Source organism: Kribbella koreensis, assembly GCF_039525325.1.
Classification (GTDB): Bacteria; Actinomycetota; Actinomycetes; order Propionibacteriales; family Kribbellaceae; genus Kribbella; species Kribbella koreensis.
Genome location: NZ_BAAAHK010000025.1, coordinates 1 through 14,938 on the forward strand (window position 1 = coordinate 1; position 14,938 = coordinate 14,938).

At 66.4% G+C, this 14,938-nt stretch carries 16 protein-coding genes; 6 read left to right on the plus strand and 10 right to left on the minus strand.

Going from position 1 to position 14,938, the window contains the following annotated elements; genetic code table 11:
* Positions 1–472 precede the first annotated feature (472 nt).
* Both ABD116_RS40655 and ABD116_RS40660 read right to left on the minus strand, forming a co-directional pair.
* Positions 473–1,789: a serine hydrolase domain-containing protein gene (locus ABD116_RS40655; protein WP_343983952.1), complete on the minus strand. Its 1,317-nt coding sequence runs from the start codon at positions 1,787–1,789 to the stop codon at positions 473–475.
* 104 nt (positions 1,790–1,893) lie between these two features.
* On the minus strand, positions 1,894–2,121 hold the full coding sequence (locus ABD116_RS40660) for a hypothetical protein (RefSeq protein ID WP_343983874.1): 228 nt from the start codon (positions 2,119–2,121) through the stop codon (positions 1,894–1,896).
* Positions 2,122–2,299: 178 nt separating this feature from the next.
* Here ABD116_RS40660 and ABD116_RS40665 point away from each other — a divergent pair, with 178 nt between their 5' ends.
* Positions 2,300–2,623, plus strand: a complete 324-nt coding sequence (locus ABD116_RS40665) for a YciI family protein (protein ID WP_343983877.1) — start codon at positions 2,300–2,302, stop codon at positions 2,621–2,623.
* Positions 2,624–2,629: 6 nt separating this feature from the next.
* Here the strand turns inward: ABD116_RS40665 and ABD116_RS40670 are convergent, their stop codons facing one another.
* Both ABD116_RS40670 and ABD116_RS40675 read right to left on the minus strand, forming a co-directional pair.
* Positions 2,630–2,839, minus strand: a complete 210-nt coding sequence (locus tag ABD116_RS40670; protein WP_343983880.1) for a KTSC domain-containing protein — start codon at positions 2,837–2,839, stop codon at positions 2,630–2,632.
* Positions 2,836–3,186: a helix-turn-helix domain-containing protein gene (locus tag ABD116_RS40675; protein WP_343983884.1), complete on the minus strand. Its 351-nt coding sequence runs from the start codon at positions 3,184–3,186 to the stop codon at positions 2,836–2,838. The genes ABD116_RS40670 and ABD116_RS40675 overlap by 4 nt, the downstream gene beginning before the upstream one ends.
* A gap of 144 nt (positions 3,187–3,330) precedes the next feature.
* Between ABD116_RS40675 and ABD116_RS40680 the strand changes: the two genes are divergently transcribed.
* Entirely contained in the window at positions 3,331–3,627 is a 297-nt protein-coding gene (locus ABD116_RS40680) for a hypothetical protein (RefSeq protein ID WP_343983887.1), read from the plus strand.
* A 65-nt stretch (positions 3,628–3,692) separates the two neighbouring features.
* On the opposite strand, the gene ABD116_RS40685 is transcribed toward ABD116_RS40680, so the two are convergent.
* Together ABD116_RS40685 and ABD116_RS40690 are read right to left on the minus strand one after the other, a co-directional pair.
* A complete protein-coding gene (locus ABD116_RS40685; protein WP_343983890.1) occupies positions 3,693–4,577 on the minus strand; it encodes a hypothetical protein in 885 nt (294 codons plus the stop codon).
* A gap of 190 nt (positions 4,578–4,767) precedes the next feature.
* Positions 4,768–5,397, minus strand: coding sequence for a hypothetical protein (locus tag ABD116_RS40690; RefSeq protein WP_328326117.1), 630 nt, complete (start codon positions 5,395–5,397; stop codon positions 4,768–4,770).
* Between the two features lie 189 nt (positions 5,398–5,586).
* On the opposite strand from ABD116_RS40690, the gene ABD116_RS40695 reads away from it, so the two are divergent.
* Positions 5,587–6,417: an aldo/keto reductase gene (locus ABD116_RS40695; protein ID WP_343983894.1), complete on the plus strand. Its 831-nt coding sequence runs from the start codon at positions 5,587–5,589 to the stop codon at positions 6,415–6,417.
* 36 nt (positions 6,418–6,453) lie between these two features.
* On the opposite strand, the gene ABD116_RS40700 is transcribed toward ABD116_RS40695, so the two are convergent.
* The 4 genes from ABD116_RS40700 to nrdR all read right to left on the minus strand — a co-directional run bounded on the left by ABD116_RS40700 (position 6,454) and on the right by nrdR (position 10,976).
* Positions 6,454–6,879, minus strand: a complete 426-nt coding sequence (locus tag ABD116_RS40700) for a hypothetical protein (protein WP_343983896.1) — start codon at positions 6,877–6,879, stop codon at positions 6,454–6,456.
* Positions 6,880–7,083: 204 nt separating this feature from the next.
* On the minus strand, positions 7,084–7,464 hold the full coding sequence (locus tag ABD116_RS40705) for a DUF2188 domain-containing protein (protein ID WP_343983898.1): 381 nt from the start codon (positions 7,462–7,464) through the stop codon (positions 7,084–7,086).
* Between the two features lie 3 nt (positions 7,465–7,467).
* On the minus strand, positions 7,468–10,374 hold the full coding sequence (locus ABD116_RS40710; protein ID WP_343983900.1) for a vitamin B12-dependent ribonucleotide reductase: 2,907 nt from the start codon (positions 10,372–10,374) through the stop codon (positions 7,468–7,470).
* A gap of 122 nt (positions 10,375–10,496) precedes the next feature.
* Positions 10,497–10,976, minus strand: coding sequence for a transcriptional regulator NrdR (gene nrdR / locus ABD116_RS40715; protein WP_328326125.1), 480 nt, complete (start codon positions 10,974–10,976; stop codon positions 10,497–10,499).
* A gap of 326 nt (positions 10,977–11,302) precedes the next feature.
* Here nrdR and ABD116_RS40720 point away from each other — a divergent pair, with 326 nt between their 5' ends.
* The 3 genes from ABD116_RS40720 (at position 11,303) to ABD116_RS40730 (ending at position 14,937) form a co-directional block, all read left to right on the plus strand.
* The gene (locus tag ABD116_RS40720; protein ID WP_343983902.1) at positions 11,303–12,253 is read left to right on the plus strand and encodes a nucleoside hydrolase; all 951 of its coding nucleotides are present in this window, start codon (positions 11,303–11,305) and stop codon (positions 12,251–12,253) included.
* Positions 12,254–12,344: 91 nt separating this feature from the next.
* Positions 12,345–13,670, plus strand: coding sequence for a Gfo/Idh/MocA family protein (locus ABD116_RS40725; protein WP_343983904.1), 1,326 nt, complete (start codon positions 12,345–12,347; stop codon positions 13,668–13,670).
* A 109-nt stretch (positions 13,671–13,779) separates the two neighbouring features.
* The gene (locus ABD116_RS40730; protein ID WP_343983906.1) at positions 13,780–14,937 is read left to right on the plus strand and encodes a serine hydrolase domain-containing protein; all 1,158 of its coding nucleotides are present in this window, start codon (positions 13,780–13,782) and stop codon (positions 14,935–14,937) included.
* Position 14,938 lies beyond the last annotated feature (1 nt).

Sequence of the window (14,938 nt, forward strand, 5' to 3'; positions counted from 1 at the left end):
GCTTCACTCTTCCAAGTTCAGCTCCGGGGCAACCCGCCAAACATTACTGTTTCGTCCGCGGCCGGTCAAATCGGCCTCTTTCGTCCCAGTCTCTCCGTGACTCAGCGACTGAAGACCCGCCAGAGGCGTGCTTCAGCTGCTAGGAAGTTCCGGGGAGTTCGGAGCGACCGGCCGCTTTCGCGTCCCGCACTCGCTCCAACAAGAAGAACATTACTGAGATTCACGGTGAAGATGCAAATCGGGGGCCGGTCCTTGGCCGAACCCTTGCAAACCATGATGCCGCACCCGTTCAAGGCGGTGACAGCGAACGGTTGGGAGCCGGCGTACCGGCTCCCAACCGTCGAGTACTGCATCGTCCAGTAGACGCCTCTCGGCGAGTGGCCGCTCGAAGCGGCGAAGTGTGAGGCCCGGGGGTCTTGCACTGAACGACATCAGGTGTAACCCACTCCCCCACGAACCTATTCCCGGGTCTTCACCCAACCCGCGAGCACTCGATCTCCGCGCCCTCCTGGACGAAGATCAGCCGGCCGTCAGTCAGCCGCAACTCGCTCGCGACCCAGCGTGCGGCGTACCGGCCGTCTCCCCTCGCGGCGAATCTCAGTGCCGGCTGTCGCCCGAACACGGCCTCGAGTCCACCGTCCGCCGCGGTCACCTCCAACGACAGGCCGTCCCCCAAGCGATACGTACCCGCGACTGATTGGAGCTCCTCGTCGCTGACCTCACTCCGGTCACTGACCTCGAGCGGATAGTCCTCCCATCCGTACGACTCCGCGATCCGTGCGATCGCCCGGTCCACCAGGTAGCTCCCGTTGTCCCCATTGGTCATGACGGCAGCGCCTTGACCTGTATCGCGGTACGCGACCAGGTAGCACTTGAAGCCCTTGTTCGATCCCCCGTGCCCGAAGCGCCTGCCGCCATCGCCCAGGAACGCTCCGAGCCCCAGCGCCTCCATCGCGTCCCATGGGTCGGCGATGGTGATCTGCGGGGTGAGCATGTCCCGCGCCCGCTCCTGCGAGATGAGAGCGCCTGGTGCACCCAGATACGCGTCGCGTACCCCGTGCGCGAAGGCGGCGAGATCGTTCGAAGTGGTCCAGAGACCGGCGGCGGCCAGCTCGGGATACGAGTGCCATCGGCCAGGTACCGGACGTCCGAGCTCGTCATGCGCCGTCGCCGCGCGGTGGTGGAGCTCCTCGGGCAGTGGTTGCGCGTAGTCGCTACTCGACATGCCCAGCGGTTCCAGGACGAGTTCGCGCAGGAGCTGGCGGAACGGCGTGCCGGTGACGTCTTCGATGAGCTGCTGCAAGACGACGGTTCCGCCACCGGAGTACCGGAACTGGGTGCCGGGGACGAGGTCCACGTGGACGCCGAAGGTGTTCGACGGGCGTACGCCGTCCAGGATCTGTACCGGCGTCGGCAGCTCGGCGCCTTGGCGGTACCCCGGGAAACCGGGCACCGTCAGGCCGGCGCTGTGACTCGCCAGCTGCCGCAAGGTGACGATCGGCCGCCACTCGCCCGTCGACGGAATCTGCCAGGACGTGAGTCGCTGATTGACGTCCTCGTCGAGGTCGAGCAGACCTTGATCGACCAGCCGCAGCAGCGCGAAGACGGCGACGGGCTTGCTGATCGAGCACGCCTGGAACAACGTGTCGCCGGTGACAGGATCGTCACCGCCGGCCTCGATGACGCCCGCGCTGCCCTGGTCGACGATCTCGCCGTCGTCGATCACCGCCCAGCTGACGCCTGGAACCTTGAACTCCTCCAGGTCCTTCTCGATCTCGGCCCTCAGCACGTCCGCCAACGCCGTCGCCTCCCCAGTCGGTTGCTTCGGAGCCTAGCGGGGAGGCGTACACAGCGCGGCCGCGGATGCCGGAGCATCCGCAGCCGCGGCGTGGGTCAGCGGGACGGCTGTGGTGCGTCGCAATCGATCTTCGGATTGGCACCGATGTAGTTCAGCGGGCCGGCGAGGATCGTGACGACGATCGTGCCGACCTTCGCACAGCTGGCGTTGTCGTTCTTGAAGTAACTTCGCTGGCCGGCCGCGGCCAGACCGATCAACAACCACACGATCACAACGATCGTGATGACGCGAGAACCAGTCGTAGAGGCTCTACGAGTGCGCATGTCCACCTCCTGGCAAGAGCACACCCCCGTGGATCCACCCTCTGGTGCCCTCCGGTGACACAGCGAAAACGTCGGCCGGCGCTGTCGATTCCGGCGCGGGCCGCTCGTCAGTCAGATACACGCTCACCACGGGCGTTCCGCCGGCACGGCAGTACCGGCGGGAGAGAAGGGAAGCACCATGAGCAAGTACCTGTACCTGTACCGCGGCCCGGCCACCCCGATGGAGGACTTCACCGCGGAGCAGGGCGAGGAGCAGATGAAGTTGTGGACCGAGTGGATGGGCAAGGCCGCTGGGGCGATCGTCGACCAGGGCAATCCACTGGCTCCCCGGGCTTCCGTGCGAGACGACGGCTCGGCCGCCGAACCGAGTGACCAGAACGGCTACACGATCGTCGAGGCCGACAGCTTGGAGGCCGCCCGGTCGTTGCTCGACGGGCACCCGTTCCTGACCGAGGGCAAGGGGCGGTTCGCGGTCGAGATCTTCGAGATCCTGCCGATGTAGCCGGGGTCAGACCTCGGCGAACTCGAAGTACGGCTTGATCTGGGTGTTGACGTAGTTGCCGATGCTGGGGGCGGCGAGCAGGCCGGCGTACGTCGGCTGCGGCACTTCGTAGTACTGGTAGATGCTGCCGTTCACATACTCCAGCTCGAGCGTGCCGCTGGACAGGTCGTACCCCACCGACTTCACGCTCGCCGAGGTCACCGCCCGACGCCTCATCCACTCTGCCCTTTCTCCGCTGTCTGCAGCGTCGCGAGGATCCGCGACAGCTCCCCCGCGACGGCGTGCAACTGGTCGACCATCGAGTCGTCCAGCGCAGCTTGCTCAGTCTGCGGTACGCCGACGCTCGCGGCGAATCTCGTCTGGGCCTCCGGTGAGGCGAGGCGCAGCGACGTGTCCAGCGCCTCCTGGAGTTGAGCGCTCGGGACGATGTCCGGACGCCTTCGCCATTTGGCCACTGTGCGTGGCGAGATGCCGAGGTGTTCGGCGAATGCCTCGCTGGTCAATCGCATCGCCGCCTGCAGGGCGCGTGCGTGCCGACCGGTCCACTGGTCGATGACTGTCATCGGCCCGCTCCTCCCAGCTTGTGTTCGATCACTCTGTGCAACCAGATTACGTCGATCGAGTGAGCTCGTGGGTGCACGTTCGGTGGCCTGTGGATACAGGTTCGGTTCATGGTGGGGCGCTGCCCGGAAGCGTTGACTGTCGCCATGGACGAGATCAGCGGCAGACCCGCGACGATGCTCCGGCCACCGCCGCCACGAAGGCACTTGAAGGTCGCGGCGGCGGGTGGGCCGCGACGATTCCACCTCTTCCGGCACCGCGATGTCTCAGGTGTGAGTGGCACCGGCGTCGTCGCCGAGGGCGTGGAGTGGTCCGACGGCACCGTCACCCTGCACTGGGGTGGTCGCTATCCGACCACCACTGTCTGGCAGGACGGAATCGACGCCCTGCTGACCATCCACGGGCACGACGGAGCAACGGAGATCCGATGGATGGACGACTGATGAGCTCGGTAGGGCCGGCGTCTCCCCTGTACTGGCGCCGGTCCTACCGACCAGACGGATCAGCCTCAGCCTTGGCCGGACGGCTGATCGCCTTGATCCTCAGCCTGCTCGGACGCCTTGTCGCTGAGCCCGGGCAGTTCCGGTACTACGAGCGCCAGCGGGCCGTGCTCGCTGTCCCAGCGGCGCTCGAGGGTCTCGATCGGGACGTCGTTGGCTGCCGCGGACAACCGGGTGAGTGTGCCCAGCAGGTCCACGCACTGGGCGACCTCGCCGGGATTGTTCGCCAGCCACCAGACGACGGCCGAGCCCGGCGTAGCCAGCACGTCGTCGCGCAGATAGGCGCGTTTGTCCTGCTCCAGTTGACGTTCCAGGAGCAGGGTCTGCGCTCGGCGCTGAAGGGCGGTGATGTTCTGGAGGTGCTTGAAGTCGGCGTCCGGCAGCTTGAGCCGGATCTCGGTGGCCCAGGTGCGGACCTGGCCTTTCTCGTCGATATCCGGTTCGCCGAGCAGCGATGCGAGACGGTGCTGGTTCAACGTCTCCTCGGACGGTTGCTGGGTTGCCGTCAACGCCTTCGCCCTACTGAGCAAGGCATCGACGGCGACACTGCCGAGATCCGCGTGCCGCAGTCCGGTGATCACCGGCGACCACTGGACGATCGCGGAGAACTGGAACTGGTAGTCAGGCGACGCCGACGGAAGCCGCACTCCGGCGATGGTGCGAGTGGGCGGCGAGGTGAACACAGGTTCGCGATCCACCGGTTTCGGGGCGGGTGGAGCAGGAGCCGCCACCGGCGTCGGCTTCTTCTCTTTCCACACGACCGCCAGGCCGACCAGCACCACCGTAGAAACTGGCGCGTCCACCCAGGCCGGCAGATCCAGAATCATCGCAAGGAGGAAGGAAACAGCAACCACAGCAGCCGCTGTCAGCAGAGCACGCTGAGTAGACGTCATCGAGGATCGCCTTGTTTGAGCGGATTACCTTGACCGAACTGCCGCAGGTGCCCGATTCTCGCCACGGCTACGCGCCTTTCACCCCCGCGCTGATCACCTCACATCACCAGAGCCACAAAGAGTCTGCCACGCATCACACACCGTAGCCACGCAAAGCGTGTCGCCACCAAGGGCGGTATCGGTGGGTGGGTCAGCCGGCCAGGGAGCGGAGGGCTCGGCGGCTGGGGGTCAGGAGGACCGGTTTGTAGGGGCAGCGGGCGTCGGTGAGGGTTTCGTAGGCGCTGATGGCTCGGTTGGCGGCGTCCCAGCCTTGCTCGGCGGGGCTTTTGCCGAGGCCTCGGTTGCGGATCAGGGCGCCGTAGAAGGCGGAGCAGAAGACGGTGGCTTCGTACCAGCCGATGACCGTGCTGGTGCCGATGTAGGTGATGTCGTCCTGGAGGCAGTCGCGGATGGCGCGTTGCCACTTGCCGATACCGGTTTTGCAGCCGTCGGCGATGACGACGCCGCTGGCGATGCCCCAGGAGCGGTCCAGGAACCAGTCGGCCAGCGCGGTCAGGGAGACCTGGGTCTGGCCGTCGGTGGACAGGAACGACGGTTCGTCACTGTGGTCACCGTGTGCCATCACGTGCAGCACCGTCGACGGAGTGGTGAGCGCCGAGAAGGCGGTCTCGTGATCGCGGGTACGGACGAAGTTCACGTCGATCACCGGACTGTTCCAGCCGGCGTTGATGTTGCTGGTGATGCCCTGGACGAACGTCATCGAGGCGTCGAAGGAGCTGTCCAGGCCGAGGTCCACCAGCGTGATCAGTCTGTTCTTCATCGCCCACCCCTCACATGCTTTCCGGTCCCGCCGAACCCCATGATGACCCAGCCCACCGACAATCCGCTGCCCGCGTCTCGGCTCTCAGTCGCGGCCGCCCGAACTGCCCGGATCCGGACCTGGGAAAGGGGTTGCTGATGGCCTTGGATACGGTGTTCACGAGATAGCCGCGGCTTGTCAGGAGGATCGATGATCAGCGTTCCAACCGTCACTCTGAGCAACGGAGCGGTGCTGCCGCGGGTCGGGCTGGGGACCTCCCCGATGAACGACGCCGACGCGGAACGCGCCGTAGTACAGGCGCTCGAGGTCGGGTACCGGCTGATCGACACCGCGGAGAACTACCGCAACGAGGTCGGCGTCGGACGCGCGCTGAAGTCGTCCGGGGTGGCGCGGGAGGAACTCTTCGTCACCTCCAAGTTCAACAAGCGCTGGCACAGCGTGGAGGGTGCCCGGACCGCGTTCGAGGCGAGTGCGGACAAGCTCGGACTCGAGTACCTCGACCTGCTCCTGATCCACTGGCCGAACCCGGACCAGGACCAGTACGTCGACGCCTGGCGCGGCCTGATCGAGCTGCGTGAAGCCGGGCTGGTACGAGCCATCGGTACGTCGAACTTCAAGCCGGCCCACCTGCAGCGACTGATCGACGAGACCGACGTTGCCCCCGAGGTAAACCAGATCCAGCTGAGCCCGATGTGGGCCAAGCAGGCTGAGCGGGAGTTCCACGCGACGCACAACATCGTCACCGAAGCCTGGAGCCCACTCGGCAAGGGCACCGACCTCCTGGACCACCCCGCCGTCACGGCAGCCGCCAAGGCCCACGACAAGACGCCCGGCCAGGTCGTACTCCGGTGGGAAACGCAGCAGAACGTAGTACCGATCCCTAAGTCGGCCAACCGCGAACGCCTCGAGCAAAACCTCGCCGTCTTCGACTTCGAACTCACCGACGCCGAACTGGCCGCCTTGGCAGCCCTGGACGGTACCGGAAGCACCGCGGCCGACAGCGACCGATTCGGCCACTGATCGGCTACGGCCTGCGCTACAGCCGGAAGAGCCGGCTCAGGTGGTGAAGGAGCCGGTGACGACCGGGTACGACTCGACGCCGTTCTTCGAAGACCAGAGCCGGATGCGGACCAGGGTGCCGTCGGGGACGGAGAAGTTGCAGAAGGACCAGCCCTGGTAGTCGGCGACCGAGGTGTCGTCGAAGCATTCGTGCGCGTCGTACCAGAAGCCGACCTGGCTCTGGTACAGCTGAATCGCCGCGCGGGCGCTGTAACCGTCGGCCTGATCGTCGTGCACGCCGAGCCACTCGCCGTCGGTGCAGTAGATCGCGCCGCTGAGCCGCGAGTTCACCAGCTCCTTGGACGGATGGGCGTAGCAGTTGGCCATGGTGTTGGCGTACGCCGGCGCAGCGGTGAGCGCTGCTGCGACCAGCACCCCAGCGGCGGCGAGCGCGGCCGACGTACGTCGAAGAGTTGTGGACATCGAGGCGGCTCCTGAGGACGACGGTCTGGATCGACCGCGATCCTAGGCACCAAACAGCCCCGAACAACCAGAATCCACTGGCCAGAACCGGAACCTGCCCACTACCTGCCACCGGACGCGCTGCGGCCCCCGGGGGAAGTGGGAAGTTCCCGGGGGCCGTGGCGCTCTCAACTGGGGGCAGCCCGCAGCGGCTGCAGCACCAAATCAGCCTTTGCTGCTCCTAGGGTCGTTACCTGGGTCGATCGTGTCTTGACGACGGATCTGACCGTTCCGTCCGCGAACCTGCATTTCGCCACCACCGTCGCCGGACAGAATCTCGCGAGCCCGATCGATCCCCTGCCCTTGAGTACTGGTCACCGCGCTAGCGCGGTCAGCGCCAGGCTTCCTAACCTCCCACTGCCCGTCAGGCCGTGGCTGCACAATCCGCTTGTTTGGCTTCGTCATTACCACTCCTTGTGCCAACCGGTCGCCCGGCACACCAACTCTGTATCCAGCTTCCGAGCCGTCCATCGAATGTTTCAGGCGTTCTTTTCGGTCTTCGATGGACGGCTGGCAAGCCTCAGAGCCGCCGACGAGGCGGCACATTGGTCAGCTGCAACCCGAGGTGGAGCCGCAGCCTTCGCAGACGTAGCAGGAGCCGGAGGGGCGCATCTTGGTGCCGCAGGTGAAGCACAGGGGTGCGTCCACCGAGGTGCCGGTGATCAGTTCGAACATCTCGGCGGTGGTGCGGACCTCGGCCGAGGCCGGCTTGGCTGCCGCGGCGTCGATCGAGGCGTCGTGGAGCTCGACCTTCTCGGTGGCGGCCTCGACCTCCGCGACCGGCTCGACGGACTTCAGCGACTCGGGCTCCGACACCTCGACCGGGGTCGGCTCGTAGGAGCCGGTGTCAAGCTGACGGGAGCGCTCCTCGGCGGAGTAGATGCCGAGGGCCGAGCGCTCGTCGAAGGACAGGTGGTCCAGCGCCAGCCGGCGGAAGATGTAGTCCATGATCGACTGCGCCATCCGGACGTCCGGGTCGTCGGTCAGACCGGCCGGCTCGAACTTCAGGTTGGTGAACTTCTGGACGTACGTCTCCAGCGGCACCCCGTGCTGCAGGGCGATCGAGATCGCGATCGAGAAGGCGTCCATCACACCGGCAAGCGTCGAGCCCTGCTTGCCCATCTTCAGGAACACCTCGCCCAGACCGTCGTCGGGGTACGAGCCGGCCGTCATGTAGCCCTCGGCGCCACCGACGCTGAAGGAGGTGGTGCGGGACGGACGCGACTTCGGCAGACGCTTGCGGATCGGCCGGTACTCGACGATCTTCTCGACGACCGGCTCGGCCGCGGCGGCGTCGGCGGTGGCCTTGGCGGACTTGGAGTCCGACAGCGGCTGGCCGACCTTGCAGTTGTCGCGGTAGACGGCCAGCGCCTTCAGGCCGAGCTTCCAGCCCTGGAAGTAGACGTCGGCGATCTCCTCGACCGTCGCGGTCTCCGGCAGGTTGACCGTCTTCGAGATCGCGCCGGACAGGAACGGCTGGGCCGCCGCCATCATCCGCACGTGCCCCATCGGCTTGATCGCGCGCTCGCCCATCGCGGTGTCGAAGATCGAGTAGTGCTCGGTCTTCAGGCCCGGCGCGTCGACGACGTGACCGTGCTCCGAGATGTACTCGACGATCGCCTCGATCGTCTCCTCGGTGTAGCCGTGCAGCCGCAGCGCCCGCGGCACCGTCTGGTTGACGATCTGCATCGAGCCGCCGCCGACCAGCTTCTTGAACTTGACCAGCGAGAAGTCCGGCTCGATGCCGGTCGTGTCGCAGTCCATCATGAAGCCGATCGTGCCGGTCGGCGCGAGCACCGAGGCCTGCGCGTTGCGCCAGCCGTTGCGGGTGCCGACCTTCAGCACGCCCTCCCAGGCGGCCGTCGCGTGCTTGTGCACGTCGGCGTCGATCTCGTGCACGGTCCGGATCGCGTCGTTGGCCGCGGCGTGCTTGCGCATCACCCGGGTGTGCGCGTCCTTGTTCCGCTCGAAGCCGTCGTACGGGCCGACGATGCCGGCCAGCTCGGCGGAGCGCTTGTACGACGTACCGGTCATCAGCGAGGTGATAGCGCCCGCCAGTGCGCGACCACCGTCGGAGTCGTAGGCGTGCCCGGTCGCCATCAGCAGCGCGCCGAGGTTGGCGTAGCCGATGCCGAGCTGGCGGTAGGCGCGGGTGGTGTCGCCGATCGCCTCGGTCGGGAAGTCGGCGAAGCAGATCGAGATGTCCATCGCGGTGATGATCAGCTCGACGGCCTTGACGAAGTTGGCCGAGTCGAAGGTGTCGTCGTCCTTGAGGAACTTCATCAGGTTCAGCGACGCCAGGTTGCAGGACGAGTTGTCCAGGTGCATGTACTCCGAGCAGGGGTTGGACGCGGTGATCCGGCCCGTCTCGGGAGTGGTGTGCCAGTCGTTGATGGTGTCGTCGTACTGGATGCCCGGGTCGGCGCAGGCCCACGCGGCGTGGCTGATCTTGTCGAACAGCTCACGCGCGTCGACGGTCTCGATGATCGAGTTGTCGATCCGCGCCCGCAGCCCGAACTCGCCCTTCTCCTCGACCGCGCGCATGAACTCGTCCGTCACCCGGACCGAGTTGTTCGCGTTCTGGTACTGCACCGAGGTGATGTCGCGGCCGCCGAGGTCCATGTCGTAGCCGGCGTCGCGGAGGACGCGGATCTTGTCCTCCTCGCGCATCTTGGTCTCGACGAACTCCTCGATGTCGGGGTGGTCGACGTCCAGCACGACCATCTTGGCCGCGCGGCGGGTGGCGCCACCGGACTTGATCGTGCCTGCCGACGCGTCCGCGCCGCGCATGAAGCTGACCGGGCCGGAGGCGGTCCCGCCGGAGGACTGCAGCAGCTCCTTCGACGAGCGGATCCGGGACAGGTTCAGGCCGGCGCCGGAGCCGCCCTTGAAGATCAGGCCCTCTTCCTTGTACCAGTTCAGGATCGAGTCCATCGAGTCGTCGACGGCGAGGATGAAGCAGGCCGACACCTGCTGCGGGGAGGTGGTCCCGACGTTGAACCAGACCGGCGAGTTGAAGCTGAAGTACTGGTGCAGCAGCATCCAGGTGAGCTCGTGCTCGAACACCTCGGCGTCGGCCGGGGTGGCGAAGTAGCCGTGGTCCTCACCGGCCTTGCGGTAGGTCTTCACGACCCGGTCGAGCAGCTGCTTGAGGCTCCACTCCCGGTTGTCGTGGCCGACGGCGCCACGGAAGTACTTGGTGGTGACGATGGTGGAGGCGTTCACGCTCCAGTAGTCGGGGAACTCGACCCCGCGCTGCTCGAAGACGGTCTCGCCGGTCTTCCAGTTCTGCTGTACGACGTCGCGGCGCTCCCACGTCACGTCGTCGTACGGGTGCACACCCTCGGTGGTGAAGATGCGATCGATGGTGAGTCCCGCGGGCGCGTTCTTGGCCCTGCGGAACCCGGCCGTCGACCTCTTGGTCGACCCCGAATGGCCGGTCACCGTCTCTGTCATGTTGGCTCCTCGCCTGTCAATGTCGCGGTCTGTCGGGACCGCCCCGTTGATACCGCTTCGTGCTGCTGTGTACTTCGGTGTCGCTGTACTGCGGGTGCCGCTGGTACTGCTGATTCCCCGATTTATGTCTGTATCGACGGCTCGGTGCCCTCGGGCTCCTTCTCGGCCCTCAGCAACGCGATCTCCGTCTCGAAGTCGTCGGCGGACTCGAACTGCCGGTAGACGCTGGCGAAGCGCAGGTACGCGACCTCGTCCAGCTCTCGCAGCGGCCCGAGGATGGCCAGCCCGACCTCGTTGGCCGGCACCTCCGGCGAGCCACTGCCCTTCAACGTGTCCTCGACCTGCTGGCCCAGCCGGGCCAGGGCGTCCACGGTGACGGGCCGGCCCTTGCAGGCCTTGCCGACTCCTCTGATCACTTTCTCCCGGCTGAACGGTTCGGTGGCGCCGGAGCGCTTCACGACCGTGAGCTGCATCTGCTCGACGGTGGTGAACCGCTTCTCGCAGACCGGGCACTGCCGCCGGCGGCGGATCGCTCCGCCGTCCTCGGCGACCCGGCTGTCGACCACCCGGGAGTCCACGTGCCGGCAGTAGGGACAATGCATGGCGAACCACTCCTCCCGTGAGCGTTCACCCCCTGCCTGGGGATGAAACTGTGGATCAGCTGGGGACAACTTGTGTACGACCTGTGGGTAACCAACCACTACCTGTGGATGACTTACAGGGGTGTAACTACTACATCTAGGGATGCTACGTCCGGCCTCCGACAGTTTGCAAGAACGTCCGGATCTCGCGCGCGTCTCCTTGTTCCAACACCCGCACGGGCCCGTGTACTCCCGCGTGGCGCCGCCGCGAAGACCCTTTCGAGGAGCAAAATGCGCCGCCCGGACCGGCTGCGATCCGGCCGGCGGGATGGGTGAGGATGGAGCGCATGAGACCCGTCATCCTCGATGTCGACACCGGGCTGGACGACGCCTGCGCGCTCCTCCTCGCCGCCCGCCACCCGGAGCTCGACCTCAAGGCGGTGACCTGCGTCGGCGGCAACGTCGGGCTCGACCAGGTCGTCGTCAACACGCTGACGGTGCTCGACGCAGCGGGCCGCCCGGACGTACCGGTCGGTCGTGGCGCCGCGCTCCCCCTGCTGCAACCGGTCCGGACCGCACCGCATGTCCATGGCGCCGACGGGCTCGGCGACCTCGACTGGCCTCGATCGGTCCGTACTCCGGACGCGCGGCACGCTGTGGAGCTTCTTCGCGACGCGCTGCTGGAGGCTGCCCGGACGGGCGAGTTGGTGACTTTGATTCCGCTGGCGCCGATGACGAACATCGCCTTGCTGCTGCGGACCTATCCGGAAGCGGCCGCGGGATTGCGCGAGATCGTGTTCATGGGTGGCGCGGCGGGGATCGGTAATGCGACCGCGTCGGCGGAGTTCAACATCTGGACCGACCCCGAGGCCGCGGCGATCACACTGGCCGCGGCCGGCGAGCTGGGTATTCCGCTGACCATGTACGGGCTGGACGTCTTTTACGACGTGGTGATCGCGTTGGACGAGGCGAAAGCGCTGGGTGGGTCGCAATCAGCCGAGTTGGCGCGGCGGCTGATCGAGAAGCGGAGTGAGTTGTACAAGTCGGACGGCGCGAGCATTGGCGACGGCGGTGCGGTTTGTGCGGTGATCGATCCTGAGGGGCTCACGACTCAGGCATTTCCGGTGCGGGTCGAGCTATCCGGTAGTTGGTCCCGGGGGCGCACGGTCGTCGATACGCGGGATTGGTCGGGTGATTTGACCATCGACCCGTTCGGGGCGGCGCCACCGGTGGTACAGGTTGCCACTGCGGTGGATGGCCGGCGGTATGCCGACCTGTGGCTGGCGACGGTGCGTTAGCCGTCCGGTTTCGGACAGCAGGTTGTACTGACAAAGCGGCCGTGATTGCATGGCAAGCGTTTGCCAGCGCCGATCTCACGAGGAGTCTTTCGTGTCCGCAGCCGCTCAGGAACGTCGCCGGTACGCCGTGGTCGGATTGGGGGCCCGGGCGCAGACCTTCGTGAACGCGCTGGCCGGGCCGTACGCCGACCGCGCTCAATTGGTCGGATTCTGTGACGTGAACCAGACCCGGATGGCGGTGCACAACCGGTGGCTGGCAGAGAAGTTCGGGGCGGCGGCGGTTCCGCAGTACGAGGCCGGTGATTTCGCGCGGATGCTGACCGAGCAGCGGGTCGGCACCGTTGTGGTGACGTCGATGGATCGGACTCACGACGACTACATCGTGACCGCCCTCGAGGCGGGGTTGGATGTGATCACCGAGAAGCCGATGACGATGGATCCGGAGCGTTGCCGGCGGATTCTCGCGGCCGCGGAGATTGCGCCGGGATCCGTCCGGGTGGCGTTCAACTATCGCTACAACCCGGTGCACGAGAAGGTCCGCGAGGTGCTCGCGTCGGGGGCGATCGGCGAGATCGGGTCGGTCCATTTCGAATGGTTGCTGGATGTGCGGCACGGGGCCGACTACTTCCGGCGCTGGCATCGCGACAAGGCGAACGCCGGTGGATTGATGGTGCACAAGGCGACGCATCACTTCGACCTGGTGAACTGGTGGATCGGCGCGGAACCGGTGACGGTGTTCGCGGACGGGAAGCTGTTCTTCTACGGGGACGTGAACGGGAAGAAGCGTGGGCTGGCGCGGGATTACGAGCGGGCCGCTGGGGCGACGGCTGCGGCGGACGATCCGTTTGCGATCAAGCTGGCTGATTCGGCGCAGTTGCGGGAGCTTTATCTGGAGGCCGAGCATGAGGACGGCTATCACCGGGATCAGAACGTTTTCGCGCCTGGGATCACGATCGAGGACGACATGGCGGTGCTGGTCAGGTACTCGACCGGTGCTTCTTTGAGCTATCACCTGACGGCTTATTCGCCGTGGGAGGGTTACCGGATCGGGTTCAACGGGAGCGCCGGGCGGTTGGAGTTGCTGGTCCGGGAGAACACGTTTGCGACTCCGCCGGAGGGGCAGCAGTACGCGACTGCCGTACAGCACGGTGACGCGAAGCCTGGCGAGACCGAGGCGCTGTTGACACTCCATCCTTTGTGGGAGCCGCCGCAGACCTTGCTGCACGGCGAGCTCGGTCAAGGGCACGGCGGTGGCGACGCCCGACTCCTCGAATCCCTCTTCGGCGACCCGGTTGAGGATCCGCTCGGCCGCGGCGCGGACCACCACGACGGCGCCCGGTCGCTGCTCGTCGGCCTGGCCGCCAACCGATCTTTTGAAACCGGCCAGGTAGTACAGGTGTCGTCGCTGCTGGGCTGATTGGTACAGCCTGCTCTACCTGTGAACGTGCAGGCTGCGGGATCGTTCGGGCCGGTCACACTGACCAAGCTGTTGGGGCACGCAACTCGGCCCAACAGAAAGTGACGCTATGTCTTTCTCACGCACTACGCTCGCCGCCACGGTCACGGTCAGCCTGCTGGCGGCCGCCGTCGTCACCGCCTCGCCGCCAGCCGTTGCCGATAGCAACCTTGCCGCGTCGGGGTCCGGTGATGTCGTGCAGCAGGGGCTGAACCGGTTGGTCGAGGACGACAAGTTCCCGGGTGTGCTGGCCGCCGTACGGGATCGCGATGGCCGGAGCCGCAATTACACGGCGGGTGTCGCGGATCTGAAGACCCAGGCGAAGATGCCTGTCGATGGTCAGGTCAGGATTGCCAGCAACACCAAGACCTTCGTCGCCACCGTTGTGCTGCAGCTGGTCGGCGAAGGCGAGGTCGAGCTCGATCAGCCGATCGAGAAGTACCTGCCCGGCCTGGTTCGCGGCAAGGGGATCGATGGTCACAACATCACCGTGCGCCAACTGCTGCAGCACACCAGCGGTCTGCCCGACTACGACCAGGATGTCGCCGCCGACTATCTGCCGGTCCAGCACACGTACTTCGAGCCGCGGCAACTCCTCGATCTGGCGCTGGCCCATGGAGCTGCCTCCGCACCCGGCACCGAGTGGAGTTACAGCAACACCAACTACATCATCTTGGGCCTGATGGTGCAGAAGGTCACCGGACGGCCGCTCGGCGAGGAGATCACCAAGCGGGTGATCGAGCGGATCGGTCTCGAGCACACGTACTGGCCGGCCACCGGCGATCAGACGATCCGCGAACGCCACCCCAAGGGCTACTGGCTGACCGAGCCCGGCAAGCCGCTGGTCGACGTCACCGAACAGGAGCCATCGATGGCGTGGGCCGCCGGCGCGCTGATCTCCACCCCGAGCGACCTGAATCGCTTCTTCGCCGCCCTCATCGGCGGCAAGCTCCTCCCGCCCGCACAACTCGACCAGATGCTCACCACGGTCGAGGCCCCCGACGCCGGCCCCCGCGGCGCTTCCCGCTACGGCCTGGGCATCCAGACCTTCACACTCTCCTGCGGCGGCTTCGCCTGGAGCCACGGCGGCGACGCCCCCGGCTACGAAACCCGCAACGCCATCACCCCCGACGGCCGCCAGGCAACCATCGCAGTAACCACCCTCCCCCCCACCCTGCAAACAGCCACCCACGTAGAAGACGCAGTAGACACCGCCCTCTGCCAGTAGG